The sequence below is a fragment of the Hominimerdicola alba 8 genome, assembly GCF_000178155.2.
Lineage (GTDB): Bacteria > Bacillota > Clostridia > Oscillospirales > Ruminococcaceae > Hominimerdicola > Hominimerdicola alba_C.
This window is the reverse complement of record NZ_ADKM02000091.1, coordinates 76,081-92,194: the sequence shown is the minus strand read 5'-3', so window position 1 is coordinate 92,194 and position 16,114 is coordinate 76,081. Positions and strand designations below refer to the sequence as shown.

General features: G+C 47.5%; 11 protein-coding genes and 10 tRNA genes. 3 read left to right on the top strand and 18 right to left on the bottom strand.

The genetic code is table 11. The annotated features are described in order from the left end of the window. Positions 1-140: 140 nt before the first annotated feature. The 13 genes from CUS_RS10700 to CUS_RS10640 all read right to left on the bottom strand — a co-directional run bounded on the left by CUS_RS10700 (position 141) and on the right by CUS_RS10640 (position 4,488). Positions 141-1,271, bottom strand: coding sequence for an Mbeg1-like protein (locus CUS_RS10700; RefSeq protein ID WP_002850536.1), 1,131 nt, complete (start codon positions 1,269-1,271; stop codon positions 141-143). A gap of 97 nt (positions 1,272-1,368) precedes the next feature. Beyond that, positions 1,369-1,441, bottom strand: a tRNA-Gly gene (locus tag CUS_RS10695). 2 nt (positions 1,442-1,443) lie between these two features. Then, positions 1,444-1,519 (bottom strand) — tRNA-Phe (locus CUS_RS10690). Between the two features lie 9 nt (positions 1,520-1,528). Then, positions 1,529-1,602 (bottom strand) — tRNA-Asp (locus CUS_RS10685). Positions 1,603-1,651: 49 nt separating this feature from the next. Next, positions 1,652-1,724, bottom strand: a tRNA-Val gene (locus tag CUS_RS10680). 39 nt (positions 1,725-1,763) lie between these two features. Then, positions 1,764-1,836 (bottom strand) — tRNA-Gly (locus CUS_RS10675). A 10-nt stretch (positions 1,837-1,846) separates the two neighbouring features. After that, positions 1,847-1,919 (bottom strand) — tRNA-Gly (locus CUS_RS10670). A 148-nt stretch (positions 1,920-2,067) separates the two neighbouring features. Beyond that, positions 2,068-2,140, bottom strand: a tRNA-Gly gene (locus CUS_RS10665). A gap of 2 nt (positions 2,141-2,142) precedes the next feature. Beyond that, positions 2,143-2,218: transfer RNA gene (locus CUS_RS10660), tRNA-Phe, on the bottom strand. Positions 2,219-2,227: 9 nt separating this feature from the next. Then, positions 2,228-2,301: transfer RNA gene (locus tag CUS_RS10655), tRNA-Asp, on the bottom strand. 48 nt (positions 2,302-2,349) lie between these two features. After that, positions 2,350-2,422 (bottom strand) — tRNA-Val (locus tag CUS_RS10650). Between the two features lie 260 nt (positions 2,423-2,682). Continuing rightward, positions 2,683-3,933, bottom strand: a complete 1,251-nt coding sequence (locus tag CUS_RS10645) for a peptidylprolyl isomerase (protein WP_002850668.1) — start codon at positions 3,931-3,933, stop codon at positions 2,683-2,685. A gap of 345 nt (positions 3,934-4,278) precedes the next feature. Further along, positions 4,279-4,488 carry a DUF378 domain-containing protein gene (locus tag CUS_RS10640; protein WP_037277117.1) on the bottom strand — a complete coding sequence of 70 codons (210 nt, stop codon included), beginning with the start codon at positions 4,486-4,488 and terminating at the stop codon, positions 4,279-4,281. 544 nt (positions 4,489-5,032) lie between these two features. Between CUS_RS10640 and CUS_RS10635 the strand changes: the two genes are divergently transcribed. The 3 genes from CUS_RS10635 to CUS_RS10625 are packed head-to-tail and all read left to right on the top strand — an operon-like array spanning position 5,033 to position 6,701. Next, entirely contained in the window at positions 5,033-5,710 is a 678-nt protein-coding gene (locus CUS_RS10635; RefSeq protein ID WP_002850625.1) for a hypothetical protein, read from the top strand. A gap of 26 nt (positions 5,711-5,736) precedes the next feature. Then, entirely contained in the window at positions 5,737-6,363 is a 627-nt protein-coding gene (locus CUS_RS10630) for a response regulator (RefSeq protein ID WP_002850408.1), read from the top strand. Then, complete coding sequence (locus CUS_RS10625; protein ID WP_002850659.1) at positions 6,360-6,701, top strand: arsenate reductase family protein; 342 nt, start codon at positions 6,360-6,362, stop codon at positions 6,699-6,701. The genes CUS_RS10630 and CUS_RS10625 overlap by 4 nt, the downstream gene beginning before the upstream one ends. A 169-nt stretch (positions 6,702-6,870) precedes the next feature. On the opposite strand, the gene CUS_RS10620 is transcribed toward CUS_RS10625, so the two are convergent. The 5 genes from CUS_RS10620 to CUS_RS10600 all read right to left on the bottom strand — a co-directional run bounded on the left by CUS_RS10620 (position 6,871) and on the right by CUS_RS10600 (position 15,865). Next, on the bottom strand, positions 6,871-7,746 hold the full coding sequence (locus CUS_RS10620) for a carbohydrate ABC transporter permease (RefSeq protein ID WP_002850455.1): 876 nt from the start codon (positions 7,744-7,746) through the stop codon (positions 6,871-6,873). Further along, the gene (locus CUS_RS10615) at positions 7,746-8,681 is read right to left on the bottom strand and encodes a carbohydrate ABC transporter permease (protein WP_002850613.1); all 936 of its coding nucleotides are present in this window, start codon (positions 8,679-8,681) and stop codon (positions 7,746-7,748) included. The genes CUS_RS10620 and CUS_RS10615 overlap by 1 nt, the downstream gene beginning before the upstream one ends. A 118-nt stretch (positions 8,682-8,799) precedes the next feature. After that, a complete protein-coding gene (locus CUS_RS10610) occupies positions 8,800-10,317 on the bottom strand; it encodes an ABC transporter substrate-binding protein (protein WP_002850720.1) in 1,518 nt (505 codons plus the stop codon). Between the two features lie 67 nt (positions 10,318-10,384). Further along, positions 10,385-11,395, bottom strand: a complete 1,011-nt coding sequence (locus tag CUS_RS10605; protein WP_002850599.1) for a LacI family DNA-binding transcriptional regulator — start codon at positions 11,393-11,395, stop codon at positions 10,385-10,387. 729 nt (positions 11,396-12,124) lie between these two features. Next, positions 12,125-15,865 carry an EAL domain-containing protein gene (locus CUS_RS10600; protein WP_002850710.1) on the bottom strand — a complete coding sequence of 1,247 codons (3,741 nt, stop codon included), beginning with the start codon at positions 15,863-15,865 and terminating at the stop codon, positions 12,125-12,127. Positions 15,866-16,114 lie beyond the last annotated feature (249 nt).

The window sequence follows — 16,114 nt, the reverse complement described above, 5'->3', positions numbered from 1 at the left end:
AAATATCCCCCCTGATAAATTGAAATAAATTTTATGATTTAATTATAACCCATTATAACTTTGAAATCAACGCTTTATTAACATTTTCAGCGTAAAGCACAAATTTTCTTGTTGATATAAGTGAATTCTCACCAATATCTTTACTTGGACGAAGATGTCAGCCTGAGAGGTTCTTTGTCGTCACCAAAACCCGAAAGAAGAGCTTTTTTGCCATAGGTAGCCAACTGAGAGAGCGCTTTTTTGGCGGCAGACTGCTGTTCGGGCGAAAGTTTTGTCAATGCCTTGATTATCGATGCAAAGGACTTGCGCTTATTGCTGCCGAGCTCATTGAAAGTTTCGCTCTGTGCAGATTCAAGGACTGTGAATACCGCATCGACGAAACTTTGTCTGTCGTGCTCATCAAGTGAAGATATCCAGCCAGTCATAGTCTTGTTGACGAAAACGCCCAGCTTGGAGAGTTCCTCTGCGTAATCGAAACAGCTGCGGCGCACCTGCCACGAATAGGCAAAGTGCTGCATGATGCCGCCTGCACTGCTCTTGACGATACGTGGTTCCGAACTGCCTGAGAGAAGCTGACCCACCAGTGATGACTGGGGGATAATGCTTATCATTTTTTCGGTGATGGCAAGGTATTCGTGCGAGGCAGCGACTTCTTCGTTGAAGCCGGGACTGTCGAAGGCAAATATTGCCCGCACACGCTGACGTATCTCTTCCTTGCAGAAAGCGGCGGCGTAGGCGCTGAGGTTTCCGCCTTTGGAATGTCCGCCAAAGACAAGGACGGTATCTGTATCGGCAAAGTTTTCATCGACATAGCGCACAGCCATGCTCTGGGAGGCAGTTTCTTTCATGAAGCTGATGTTCATGTCCTCTTTCCAGCCTGCAAGTGTGCTGTCGGTACCGCGAAAAGCCACGTAGGTGAAGTTATCGAATATGCAGGTCATAGCCGCGAATTGCAGGTCTTCATCGGGGTCAATGCGGTTGACATAGCCCATCAGACGCATGCCGTCAAAGCGATGGGATTCTGCCAGCTTATGCAGCAGCTTCACATCGTCATCAAAGCTGACTATGCGGTCTTCTATCGGGATTATATCGGGCACGAATCGTTCACAGAGTTCGCTTATCGTGACGGTTTTGCTGATATCGGCGGGCAGTATTTCCTCAGCGGGAAGATAGCTTAACTCAGCAAGTATGAGAGCATCGACCTCGTTAAAGGACGACACTGAGAACGGAATATCGCCGCGCCAGTCAAGATAGTCAAGAATATTTGCCATTTTATCACCTCTAATTGTTATTATAGCACAATTCACTCAGTTTTTCAAGGTGCAAAATGTCAAAAAAAGACTCCCGATACATCGGGAGTCTTTGTAGAGCGGATTACGAGGCTCGAACTCGCTACCTCCACCTTGGCAAGGTGGCGCTCTACCAGATGAGCTAAATCCGCAATGGTGCTTCCGAGTGGAATTGAACCACCGACACGGGGATTTTCAGTCCCCTGCTCTACCGACTGAGCTACAGAAGCATATTTAAGCGACCCGGATGAGACTCGAACTCACGACCTCCGCCGTGACAGGGCGGCGTTCTAACCAACTGAACTACCGGGCCGTGTCAGAAAAGTGGTGCGCAGAAAAAACTCTGCGCACTCTCTGACTGATGGGGACTACAGGGCTCGAACCTGTGACCCTCTGCTTGTAAGGCAGATGCTCTCCCAGCTGAGCTAAACCCCCATATATTATTTTCAAGTCTTTCAAAAGAAAGACCCAAAGAGCGGATTACGAGGCTCGAACTCGCTACCTCCACCTTGGCAAGGTGGCGCTCTACCAGATGAGCTAAATCCGCGTGCTATAGAAGCGGATTACGAGACTCGAACTCGCCACATCCACCTTGGGAAGGTGGCGCTCTACCGGATGAGCTAAATCCGCATATGAAAAACGCCGATGACTATCGGCGTCCGGTGGAGCGGGTCACTTGAGTTAAACAAGTTTCTCCTCTCAGGAAGAAAGGTATTCTAGCGTTGAAATAAACCCGCATTATCAAATTTATCCCGACACTCTGCATCGGGATAAAGAGAGCGGATTACGAGGCTCGAACTCGCTACCTCCACCTTGGCAAGGTGGCGCTCTACCAGATGAGCTAAATCCGCAATGGTGCTTCCGAGTGGAATTGAACCACCGACACGGGGATTTTCAGTCCCCTGCTCTACCGACTGAGCTACAGAAGCATATTTAAGCGACCCGGATGAGACTCGAACTCACGACCTCCGCCGTGACAGGGCGGCGTTCTAACCAACTGAACTACCGGGCCGTGTCAGAAAAGTGGTGCGCAGAAAAATTCTGCGCACTCTCTGACTGATGGGGACTACAGGGCTCGAACCTGTGACCCTCTGCTTGTAAGGCAGATGCTCTCCCAGCTGAGCTAAACCCCCATATTTACTTTGTGAAGTTCGTTTCGTTTTCGTTTCGTCCCTCACAACAGTATCTATTATACACCATAACCGTCCGTTTGTCAATAGGTTTTTGAAAAAAAATTCGATATTTTTTGGGTTTGTATGATATGTCATCTGTATTTTATGATTTTTGAAAACTATTGAAGAAATTCGCCAATGACCCGGTGTTTTTTTGCTTGCATATCTGTGTCCGTGATGTAAAAAAGCCCCGCTCATATGAGCAGGGCTTGATGATCTCATCAGGTTATGCTGTCGATTGTCAGCTTGTTCCATACATCACAGTAGGTAACTTCCATCGCATCCATTATCTCAGTGAACTTTTCCTGTATAGCAGGCTGATCGTTGGAAGCTATCATCGAGTCGATATTCTCGTTTACGTAGTCCATATCCGGTTCGATGCGCTTTACTATGAAATAGCCGAAAGTATCATTCTCCACAAGTGTATCGGCAACTTCGCCCGGTTTGAGTGAGAATGCCGCATCGAGCAGATCTTCGGGGTAGCCGCCCGTGTTATCCTTCTTCATATAGTATCCCTTAGTCGGGTCCTCAAGACCGATATCCCAGCCGTATTCTTCAACCAGCTTATTGAAATCTTCGCCGTTCTTTGCACGTTCGAGGGCTTCCTCAGCAACTTCTTTAGCCTTTGCCTTAGCAGTTTCCTTAGCTTCATCGTCAAGTGCGGAATAAGCCGCGCTCTTGGCGCCTATCTTCTGGGAAAGAGTCAGTTCATCATAGCCCTCAGCAGTGCTGTCATCAAGTTCTGCCTGCGAATAGAAAGGTATCATTATATGTACCTCATGGGCATACTGTTCGGGATCCTGTATCATTTTCAGGAAATCATCGTGAGAAGTTGCAAATTCGCCGTCATTGGCAAAAAGTGTGCTCATCACCTTATTATATGTCTGGGCGCGGACGAACATTTTCTTATAGATCTCTTCTGTCAGATGTGCGCGCTGCATGTCCTTCTGAAATTCTTCTTCAGAGTCATAATTTGCCTTTGCATTCTGCATATTGTTATCAACGACCTGCTGATCTTCATCGTCCAGCACGATGCCGTGTTCTGCGGCGAGTTTATCGGTAACGAGTTCCTGCTTGATAGCCCTTACGACTTCCGAGAGGAAAGAATTATAAGCCACCTGATTATCGCGCAGAGCATCTTCGGTCACACCATAGTTCTGCTTATAGCTGTCAAGATTATAGAAATAATAGAACCTGAACTCATCAAAGCTGATATCGATGCCGTCAACGGTCATCATAGTGTAGTTGGCAGTATCTATCTCCTTGCCGTCAACGGTGAGAGATGCGACAGGCAGTACTTCTTCCTGTACAGGACCGGCAGGACCGGCATCGTCCTCAGCGGCAGTAGTATCCTGTTCGGCAGTTACGCTTTCAGCCTTGCTGTCCTTGCCGTCATCTTTACCTGCACAGCTCGCCAGTGAACCTGCGCAGAGGGAAAGCGCCAGCAGCAGCGCAGCAAATTTCTTTATCATAGAAAACAATTCCTTTCATCACATAATATACATTGTTACAGACTACATTATAAAGCATAATTGTGATGGAATTGTGTTTTAATTAGAAATATTCTGTTCGCTTTTTTTGGCAGAAAGCGTTTTATGGAGTTGTGAGTGAGCGTGGGGCGGTCAGAATACACATGTTATCGCTGCGGCGCTTGGGTCACATAGCCGAAACAGAACAAGCGCAGGGCAGAAAAGTCCCCATGTCGGCTTACAGCGCGGCATTTTCCCTACGCGCTGCAAGCCCGTGACGGGTGCGCGATGGGTGTTGGGGACTTCCCTGCCCTGCGCTCGATGGAATGCAGGGCGCTCAGCGATGAACTACGCGGGGTCGGGGAGCAGTTCTCTGTCCTTAAAGAAGAGCGAGATGCACCAGACGGCGGATATCGCCACCAGTGTATAAACTATCCTCGACAGGAACGCAGCCTGTCCGCCAAAGATGAAAGCTACCAGGTCAAACTCGAAGATGCCCAGCAATCCCCAGTTGATGCCGCCGATTATCAGCAGCGCGAGGGCTATCCTATCCAGCATTCGTATCAGTCCTTTCTTTTCGGCTTTTACACCGTTTCTGGTCTTATTATGGGTCATCACTGCGCAATTATTCATTCACAAAAAAGCAATTTTTGGCAAGTGAACTTTTGCGTTCTAATTCGTTTGCATGCTATCATGATAAAATATGAAACAGTTTCTTCACATGGAAATGTTAACAAAAATAATGAATTTAAATGCTTTTTACCCTATTTAAGGTTTTGTTAGTGGTATTGCAAACATAAAAAAATGAAAATTGTGCACATTGCTGAAATTTGCTATTTTTTCAGAAAATTCCGAAACACCCCTTGACTTTTCGCGGGAAACAGTTTATAATATAGATGGTGTTAAGGAAATCGAATAGTTGATTGAATTAACATCCGTTTTGTTGTCTCCTTTCTTTTGTTCTACACATAGTTTTTTTGTTTTATTTTCCGCAGGTCACCGTTGACCTGCTATTTTTTTGCCCTTTTTATTTTGCGATATCAGTCTTGCTTTATTCGCGGGGGTGTGGTATAATCGTAATAGAAATACGGAGGAACAGCAAATGTTTTTTGACAAACCATTCTGGAAAAAGCAGTTGGACAGTAACGAAAAACTGCTTTGGTACGGCAGACCGGCTGTGTTTTTCAGTCATTGGGGCGTGCCTGTATGGATACTTATGATACCCGCTGTGTTTTTTTCAGCAGTTATCATAGGGTCACACGGTCTCAGAGAACCTGTGATGCTGCTGCAGCTGTGGGGCGGACTGGCAGGCTTTTGGGCAGTGCTTTCGCTTCCGATGATGGCATCAGGCGGTCTGACCCGAAAATTTGCGCTGACCGACAAGCGGCTGTTGGAATACGACAAAGGCATTATCGTGACAGATCTGCCGCTTGACAAGCTGATGTCCGTCCGTTTGACCGATCAGGCGTGCGACCCGTCTCCTCTTGATGACATGGGAGTGAAAGAGACGCATAACTATCTGGCGATGACGCTGTACGAAGCCAACAGACGTTTCGCTGAAAGCATGGGCAAAGATCCCGAAAGCATCCCAAAGCCCGAAATGCTCCCCACAGATGATGATACACCGCCTGAACACCGCGAAGGATATTTCAATATCGTGAGGGCTGAGTTTTTCAGCGGCAGAGTGATCTTTCTCGCCTGCAACAGGTACAGGCGGCTTTTCAGACTGCTTGACAGTACAAAAAAATATCTGTCCGCAGACGTTGATATTCAGCAATAAATTCTGCATAAGGCAGTGAGGTTAATATGAGGATAATTGTAACAGACGATGACAAACTGGTGGCGCTTTCGCTGAAGACCATACTTGAAAGTACGGGACGCATAACCGTTGAGGCGATGGCAGGCGGCGGCGAAGAAGCCATCGGGCTGTATGAACAGCTGAAGCCCGATGTTATGCTGATGGACATACGCATGGAAGGCATGACGGGTCTGGAAGCGGGCGAGAAAATACTTGCGGCACACCCCGATGCAAAGATACTTTACCTGACCACCTTCAACGACGACGAGTACATCGTCAAGGCGCTGAGTATGGGGGCTAAGGGTTATATGCTCAAACAGGATTTCGAGGGCATAGCGGCAGCGCTGGAGGCTGTGGCGAACGGTCAGAGCGTATTTGGCGAGAAGATAGTCAGCCGACTGCCCGAACTTATGACCCGCAGGGAGGAATTTGACTTTGCGGCACACGGCATAAGCGACAAGGAGCGGGACATCATGGAGGCGGTGGCTTCGGGGCTGAGCAATAAGGAGATAGCGGCAGAGTTGTTTCTGGGAGAGGGCACTGTGCGCAACTACATAAGCAATCTGCTGGACAAGCTGGGGCTGCGGGACAGGACTCAGCTGGCGGTATATTATTACACTGAGGTGAAGAGATGAACATACAGATTTTCGGGAAAGCAAAGAGTTTTGACACTAAAAAGGCAGAACGCTGGTTCAAGGAGCGCGGAATAAAATTCCAGTCGGTCGATCTGGTCAGCAAGGGTATGAGCGGCGGCGAGTTCGACTCGGTGCTGAAAGCTGTTGGCGAAATTGAGAAACTCATCGATCCTAAGGCTAAGGGGCAGACTGCTGATCTGCTGAAATATCTGGGGTCGGCAGAAGAAAAGCGCGAAAAGCTGTTGGAAGAGCCCAGCCTTATCGCAGCACCTATTGTCCGCAACGGCAGGCAGGCGACTGTCGGTTATTGCCCTGACATCTGGAAAAAATGGGAATGACCCTATTTCAGCAGGATATACGTAAAAAAAGCAGATGACTTTGACTGCATCAGGCGGTCGGTCATCTGCTTTTTATTTCTCAGCGCGAAAAATCGCCGCACCCATTAAAATGAATGCAGCGATCTTCCGAAATTAATATGATAAGCAACTTATAGGCTTATTTAGTGCATTAACCCTTAACTGCACCCAATGCGATACCACGGATAATGAACTTGGAGAGTATCAGGTAAACGATAGCAACAGGTATGATAGAGATACCGATAGCCATGTAAACCGCGCCCATATCGAACGATGCGTAGTCGGCACTTCTGATGATACCGATAACGATAGGCAGAGTTCTCTTGTTCTTGTCATCAAGGATCAGTGCGGGAATGAAGAAGTTGTTCCAGCTGGACACGAATGTGAATATAGCCTGAACAGCGATAGCGGGCTTCAGGATAGGAGTTACCAGCTCATTGAATGTTCTGAACTCACCCGAACCGTCTATACGAGCCGCTTCAACGATCTCCAGAGGCAGTGCGCTGTCCATGTATTGCTTCATAAAGAAGAATGTAGCAGGTGCTGCGATGGAAGGAATGATCAGTGGGATGAAGCTGTTGGTCAGACCCCAGTCTGACATCTGTCTTACGAAACCGAGCGCAGATACCTGAGTAGGAACCATCATTATCATCAGAATGAAGGTGAACAGGAACTTCTTCAGCTTGTAGTCGTAAACGTGGATGGAATATGCGGTCAGAGCCGAGAAATATGTAGACAGCAGAGCTGTCAGACCGGAAATGATAAGGCTGTTTTTCAAGCTGCTGAGCATCTTCCAGTCGTGTTTGCCGAGTACCGTCTTAAAGTTCTTAATAAGGTACGAACCCGGAACGAGGGAGAAACCCTTCTGGATAGAGTTAGTATCACGGGTCATATTAATAAGAAGGATAAAGAAGGGGAACAACGACAAAATTGCGAATATAGTAAGGACAGTGTAGCTGATTACACGTCTGATAAGCAGCTGTTTGGAGTTACTCATCTCGCCAACTGCATCTACCGGTGCTGCCATTACTTTATACCCCCTTTCTTCACTTTCTTCTTAGGTTCTCTTTCAGTTGTAACATAGAATACTATCAGGCTTAGTACAGCGGCAACAACGAAAAGTATTACCGACAGCGCACCTGCCATACCGTAGTTCTTGCTGTACAGATGCTTCTGCAGATACATAACAACGGTCATCGAAGTTCTCTGTACCTGCTCACCGTTCTTGGTAATGATCTGAGGTACATCGTACATCTGCAGACCACCGATCAGTGAAGTGATAAGAACATACAGAAGTATAGGTCTGATAAGGGGAAGAGTGATCTTCCAGAATGTCTGCGAAGGAGTTGCACCGTCGATCTGAGCAGACTCATACAGCGAGGGGTCAACACCGTTGATAGCAGCCATGAGCATGATAGTGGTATTACCATACCACATCAGGAAGTTGATGATAGCGATAACGCTTCTCTGTGACCACACGTTGTCAAAGAACATGTAAGGAGAATCCTTGCCTGTTATAGACATATAAATGCTGTTGATAGGACCGTTCTGAGCGAACATTGTATAGAACAACATACCCATCGCAGCAGCCATGATAACGTTTGGCAGATAGAATATTACCTTGTAAGCGCCAGTCTTGAGCTTCATTCTCAGGTCAGTGAACCATGAAGCGAAGAGCAGCGAGAAGAATATCTGGGGGATAAAGCCCAGTATCCAAAGAACAAATGTGTTTCCAAAATATTTACCCAGCTCGGTCTCGGGAGCAAACATCGTTCTGAAATTATCAAGACCTATGAAGTTAGGACCGACCTGTACCAGACCGCCTCTGCCCTTATAATTCTCGAAGAGCGAGTTATAGAAAGTCGAAACGAGCGGGATAAGGTTAAACAGTATAAATGCTACAAAAAATGGAATAATAAAGATATAGCCCCATTTAGCGTAGCTGATTGACTTATGTTTCATTCAAGCACCCTCTATATCAGTATTGCATTATTTATAACTTACCAAAAAATAAATCGGGAACGGGTCAATTCCCGTCCCCGACTTACGCTTTAAACTATTATATTGTCAAGTTGGTAAATTACTTAGCAACCTTCAGATCAGGATACTTCTCCTGTGCAGCCTTGTAGAAGTTCTGCAGTGCTGTCTCCTTGTCTACAGAGCCCAGGAAGTAATCCTTGAACGCAGCCTGGAAGGACTCGTTCAGACCCTGATCGTAAGGACCAGCCTTAGAAGCGTCGATGTTAGGAGCTGCTGCTGTGAACAGAGCTATGTGGTTCTGACCGCCGAGGAATTCAGAAGAGAAGTCCTTAGCCAGTTCTTCCATAGCGGACTTGTTGTTGGTGTAGTCCTGAGTCTTCTTGGTGATATCCAGCATGATATCCTTGTTGCAGGTCAGAGCCTTCATGATATCAGCAACGGTATCAGGGTTGTCGGTGCCGTCTGCTGCGCAGATCCAAGTACCGCCCCAGTAGTAAGCCTGAGGACCTTCGCAAACTGCGTACTGACCCTGGAGTTCATCACCTGCATTGCCAGCCAGAGTGAAGTTGATGCCCCATGTAGAATAGAAGAAACCGAATACCTTACCTGCAGAAGACTGGTCAGCATTCCACTGATCATCCCACAGAGATGTACCGTTGTTGTAACCATTGTCGGTGTAATCCTTAGTCTGGTCAACCCACTTCATCAGGTTATCGTCAACTACGATCTCATAGTTGCTGTTTACCCAAGCGTGAGAAACGTTGTTGGAGAAGGTTCTGTAAGCATCATCGTAACCGGAGAGCATGAAGTAACCAGCGTCCTTCATCTTCTTAGCTACCTCGTTGAACTTATCCCAGTCAGACAGCTGAGCCTGAACTTCGGTAGGATCATCGGTACCCAGAACTTCCTTAGCGATGTCTCTTCTGTAAGCGAACAGACCGGGAGTTGCCTGCCAGGAAACGCCCTCAAGAACACCGTTGGAGTCGGTTACTATATCCTTGGTGTACTGATACTGGTCAGCCAGATCTGCATCGGTCAGACCCAGATCGGTAACAGGCTTAACATAAGGACCATTTACATACTTCAGAGCGTAGTCAGCCTCGATCAGGAACATATCGATCTTGTCATCGGAATCAGCCTGCTTAGCCAGATCCTCGTCCAGCTTGTTCTGATAAGCGTTATCAGCAGAAGGAGTTGTTACCCAAACGATCTCAGTGCCGTCCTTCAGGTACTCGTGCTCGCCTACAACGTCAGCACCGTCAGCGCCTATGGAATAGCCGGACTTTTCTGCATCGTACTCAGGGTAGAATGCTCTCAGTCTGCTCTTGAACTCATCGTTCCATGTATAGATCTTCAGTACCTTCTTGGAAGCATCGCTACCTTCAACATTCTGAGGGATATTAGGGAGCTTTTCCTCCTTCAGGTCGCCTGCTGCGTCGCCGCCTTCGTTGCCGCCTTCGTTGCCGCCTTCTTCGCCACCCTTGTTGTCGTTAGTGCCAGCGTTTGTGTTACCCGACTTGCTGTCGTTCTTGCTTTCCTCAGGACCGCAAGATGCGAACATTGCGCCTGCCATGCACAGCGCCATTGCGCCTGCGAGTAACTTCTTCAGATTTGCCATGATAAATTTCCTCCTTATTTTGCATTATCATATTATTTCACCGCAGCGGTTTTGCCGCGGTCAATGCCTATATGATCTTTTTGACTGACGCGCCTTCTATCAGCCGTCCGTCTACTGTTACGACCTCAGTAAAGGTCGTCTGTGGATTTTCGATCAGCGATATCAGCTTTTTCGCCGCTTCGGTGCCTATCTCTGCCGTATCCTGCAAATACGTTGTGAGCTTCGGCGACAACAGCTGTGAGTAAGCTATCCCGTCATACCCTACCACTGAGATATCGTTCGGTACCGACAGTCCCGAATCCTTTATCGCGCCAAGACCGCCCATTGACGAATAATCGTCCGGCATAAAAATACAGGTAGGTCTGTCGTTCATCGCAATAAGCTCCTTCGTAAGCTCATAGGTCTTCTCGGGATTGTGATAGTCCCCGGCAAGCAGCAGCTCGGGTGAAACTTCTATCCCGCGATTCATACAAGCCTTGCAGAAGCCCGCAAGTCTTCTGTCCGCAACAGCCGATCGGTTGCCCTGTATGTAAGCGATGCGCCTGTGACCCATATCAGCCACATAGTTCACCAGTTCTTCGATACCCTTCTCGTTATTTGACATTATCGCGGTGCGACAGTCAAATATGTGGTCTATCGTCACAACAGGTATATCACCGTTTATGACTTCATAGACATCCTGAGTAGAGAAATCGGTACAGGCTATGACCACGCCGTCAACATTCCTATACTTGCAGTGCTCGTAAGTTGACATTTTCTGACGACCGACGTTCTTGTTGATGAACGTGATATCATATCCTGCCGCCTCAGCCTCTATCTTGAAGCTGTTGAGCACTTTTGCAAAGAATTCGTGAGTCAGACCGCTGCCCGCTTCATCGGAGAACATTACGCCTAAATTCAGCGTTTTGTTCGTTTTTAGAGCGCGTGCCTGTGAGTTCGGGAAATATCCCATCTCTTTGGCAGCTTTCAGCAGTCTTTCCCTCGTCGCTTCGCTGACGTCCTTATGTCCGTTCAGCGCTTTGCTGACCGTAGCGACCGAAACGCCGCAGCGAACGGAAATATCTTTTAATGAAACCATCCGATGTTTCCGCCTTTCTGTTGGTAAAAACGTTTTCGTGTTTTCACCCTCGTAATTGTCTTAAACGTTTCCGTCAATTAGAAATATACTATATTTTCTTTCAAATTTCAAGTGTTTTTTAAGATTTTTATGCCTGATGTAATAAATTATGTAGCATTAAACAAACTGCCATTCCTTGTTTTGTGCAGTTTGTCAAGTTACATGTTAACCTTGTAACCTATGTGTAACTTTCGTCATTCCAATTTCTGTAAAAACAGCAACACACGCAAAAAACAGTGTACAAACTTTACATAAAATGTGAATGACTTTTATCGATTATTCCTTGCGTGTCTGTTTTTTTGTACCGAAAATTTCAGTTATCGTTTTCATAAAACGTTTTCGGGCAGAATTTGGTACAATTGGTATTTCTTTGTGCAAATTACCGGTTTGATTAACAACAATTTATGCGGCTTAGAGCAACTTTAGTCATACTACATATAGTATTTTGAGTATTTATGTACAATTTCACCACCATTTTTCAGCCTGTTCTGATGTCAAGTCTGTCCATCGGGATATCTGCGGATATCATTTTCATCGGCTGAGGGCGTTTTCGCGAAAATCTCCGGCTTCGCTCAAAAATGTTCCCGGCGGACAACTTAAACGTTTCCTTATAAAACCGTTTTCGCAGGCTTTTTCTTGACCGGCACACGCACAAAAAGCAGCGGAGCATGTCCGCTGCTTTTGATATCATCACGCGTTATACAGGCATTCGAGTTTGTCGCCCTCAATGATGAGCCTGCCGTCTGCTGCGGTGACGGCTGCGCCCTGACTGGAGCTGACGCTCACCTTGCCTCTGCATTCTTTCAGCGCTATGGTGCTTTCGGTGCTGAAACAGCCGATGCCGATAGCTTTTGCGCCTTCACAGACCACATTGAGATCGCAGTTTTCTGCCAGCACAGACATAGCGCCCTGTTCAGAGCCTATCCCGACTATATTCTTGGCGCGCATCAGCATGCTTATATTGCAGTGTTTGAGCACTGCGAGGCTGTTTTCGGAGGCTGTTGAGCAGATGCCCGCTATGGTATCACCCGAAGCATCGTAGATAAGTTCACTGTTCTCAATGACTGCTGTTATCTTGCCTGTGCTGCTTCCGATAGCTATGCCCGAAACACAGCGGTTGCTCAGCTTCATCTTGGTATTTCTGACCGTTATGGCAGTTTCAGACTCGGAACTGCCCACGCAGACAAGGTGTTTGCCTGCCAGTTCGATATTAAGTTCGTTGCAGTCGATATCTATGCGGCTCATCTCATTGGAATAGCCGCCGCCGATTCCGATACAGCACTCGCCGTCCAGCTTCATATCCAGTTTGCCGCACAGATGGACTCCGATACCGCCGTAGGAACTTAACGGGTCTGCGCCGATACCGTAACTCTGGTTGGTGGCTGATGTCATGGTCAGGTCGCCGTCACCGACGATATCCAGCCATGCGCCCGCAGTCACGCTGACAGGTCCGCCGAGAGCACAGTCACCCACTATCTCAAGGGTAAGCCTGCTTCCTCTGCCGATGATTATGCAGGCATCATTGTTCTCGCAGGAGAGGTGTGCATTGACCAGACGCAGTGTGCAGTCAAGACCGTCCTTGATGCGAATGGTAAGTGCTGAGTCGTATCCTTCGGTGCCTTTGAGCGTACACTCATCAGAGGTCACGAAAACTTCGGTATAATTATCGAAATCCAGCGACATCAGCGATATCTCCTGTGCTTCTGAGGTGAAGAAAGTCTTCTTGACCCTGACAGATTCGCTGATACGGTTGCATTCCCTTATCTTGTCACGTATATCGGGTCTTATCATGGTGACAGGTTTCGGGGCAGGTCTGGCGGTAAGGTAGCCCTGTATCAGGTCTATGCCCATGCCGATGAGCGCACGCAGTTCTTCCGACTTCTCAACGCCCTCAGCCAGTACCCTGAAATTATTGTCGTGACCGTAGTCTATTATATTCTGCGCAAAGTGCTGTTTACGCTTGTCCTCGTGGATATTCATGATAAGGCTTCGGTCTATCTTGACGCAGTTGGGCATGAAAGTCAGCAGACTGCTGATATTCGAGTAGCCTGTGCCGTAATCATCGATGGCTATGCCGAAACCTCTGCGGTCGCGGCGTTCGATCACCTTATCAAGCTGCTGACGGCTCGCTTCGGTCTGTTCAGTGAACTCGATGACTATTCTGTCCAGTATATCGCTGTAATTATCGCATAACTCTTCAAACTCCTTATCGGAAAGGGTGCATGACGGTATACTGTTTATAAACAGCTGTCTGTCGCCCAGCTGTTCTTTATTATCATGGCAGAATTTGAAGAGATTGTGCATGGTATGCCGCTCTACATCATCAAGTCTGCCCATAGCGGCGGCGTGGTTGAGTATCGATATCGGTGACAGCTTGATATCTCCGCCCGAACGCATCAGCGCTTCATACGCCACGATATCGCCTGTTTTGGCACTGACTATCGGCTGGAAGTGGTAGGTGAGCAGATTGTCATTGAGCATCTTCGACACCAGCTTGCGCTCTTCGGGGTCGAAATTGTCAGATATCTGCAAGCCATCTTCATTGGAGATGACCCTGCGCTTCTTATTGTGGTTATCCTTGACCAGCGTGCGCTGGTAGTTGGCTTCATATGGCAGAGTGTCGAGGATATCGGGAGTGGTCACGGGGGCAGTCACTCTGGAAGTGTAGAAATGCACACCGTAATCAAAGTTTGAACTTGTATTGAAAGCATCGAGGTTCCTTTCGAGGTTGCCAGGCACATCATCGACAGGAACAGCCGCATCTATAAGACCGCAGATGAAAAATTCATCACCGCTGACCCTTACGCAGATGTCGTCATCGCCTGCGCTGTTATTTAGCACCATGCCCAGCCTTTGAAGAACTCTGTCGCCCTCACCGTAGCCGTAAGCCGAGTTTATGCCGCGCAGGTTCTCGACATCCACCGAGATTATGCGCATCAGCTTATCAGGAAAGTTGAACTTGCCGCAGCGCTGTTTCATTATATTCTTATAGCCGCGCACGTTGAGCAGACCTGTCAGCGGATCTCTGACCTGATCTTCCGATACCGTATCATTATAAAGCATATGGCGGCGCTGTTTATCTATGGCAATAGCGGTATACCTCAGCCACATTACATAGTGCCTATCGAAGAACGCACCTGTATCGCCATAGCTGAGCACAGTATAACCGTAATTGACATGTCTGAAATGCAGGCAGTTAAAGATGAAAGCCATCGGCTTGTCACGCGATTCAAAAATAGCAGGCAGGAGTTCCTGCCGATTGAAGCCTGCACCGCCGGGAACAGCGCCCGCGCCGTTCTGATGGCTGTAGGGTATGTACATCGTTTCGGAATACCCCTCCAGCTTATCGCCCGGAACGTGCATTATGCCGTCATTCAGGCAGAGCCAGAAGCCCTCGAAATCACCGAGATATTTTGTATACCAGTCCAGCCGCCATAGAAATTCGTCCATATTGACGGCACTGATGAGGTTTTCAGACATTACATTGTAATAGGAGTCGAAACCGTCACGCCTTGTTGACACCATATTGTCCATAGCCGACCTTGCAAGAGCGGCATAGTCGATACGCTCACAGCCGCAGGTGACACCCTTGCGCAGCACGCAGCAAGGCTTTTTCTCAGCGGGGACATACTCTTCCCCCGTAACTGCGGACATAAGCCTGCGGACAGCTTCGACCGCCATTGTTTCGGGGCGGCGCTCGATGCCCGTTATGTTCACATAATCAGATGCAAAAGGCTCATTGCGGCTGTAGCCTGTCACTATGACATCTTCGGGCACATCGACTCCCCTTTCACTGAGAGCGCCCAGCATTCCCGCTGCGGTAAAATCACTGCAGCAGACAATAGCTTCTGGCAGACCGCGTCTGATGATATCATTTGCGATAATACCGAAATCACAGACCCAGTCATTACCGTAGAATACCCTGTCTTCGGTAAGGTCTATGCCCTGTTCGGCAAACGACTTGCGGAAGCTGGTAAGAAGCCGCTGATGAAAAAGGCTCTTTTCAGGTCCGCTGACATAACAGACATCGCGGACATTATGCCACTCGGTAAGATGGCGCACCACCTTGTCGGTACATTCGTCATTATCAAACATGACACAGGCAGGAGTAACAGGATCGGTTTCCACATAGATAGCGGGAATGCCGCTGTGATCGATAAAACGGCGTACTTCGGCAGATACCTCCTCAGACCTGATAGTACCGCCGAACACCAGCAAACCGTCTATCAGCTTGGGGTTTATCAGCGAAAAAACAGAGTTCTCTATACAAAACTGATCTTCCTGTGTCAGCAGAGTATTGAATATTGCCGCATCGGAATCATGCGCGAAGATCTCTTTCTGGATATAGTACATGGTCTTGCTGTAGAAATCCAGATCGGGTTCATTGATCACAACGCCTATCAGCGTGCGCTGTTTATGGTCATTTTTCATAAAGACCCCCCATAGCACTATTTTAGATGCAAAAATTGTATATTGTTAACAGATTTATCTTTAATCATTTATATCTATTATGTATTATATCACATCTTTCTTAACATTACAAGAGTTTTTTCACCTGCGTTAAAAAAGTTATAGAATATTCATATTTTTCAAGACTCGTTCAGCAACAGATATGTACGTGGGTCACAATTTTCTCATTACCGTCATGATGACCTCAATTTTTTATGAAGTAAATTGCCG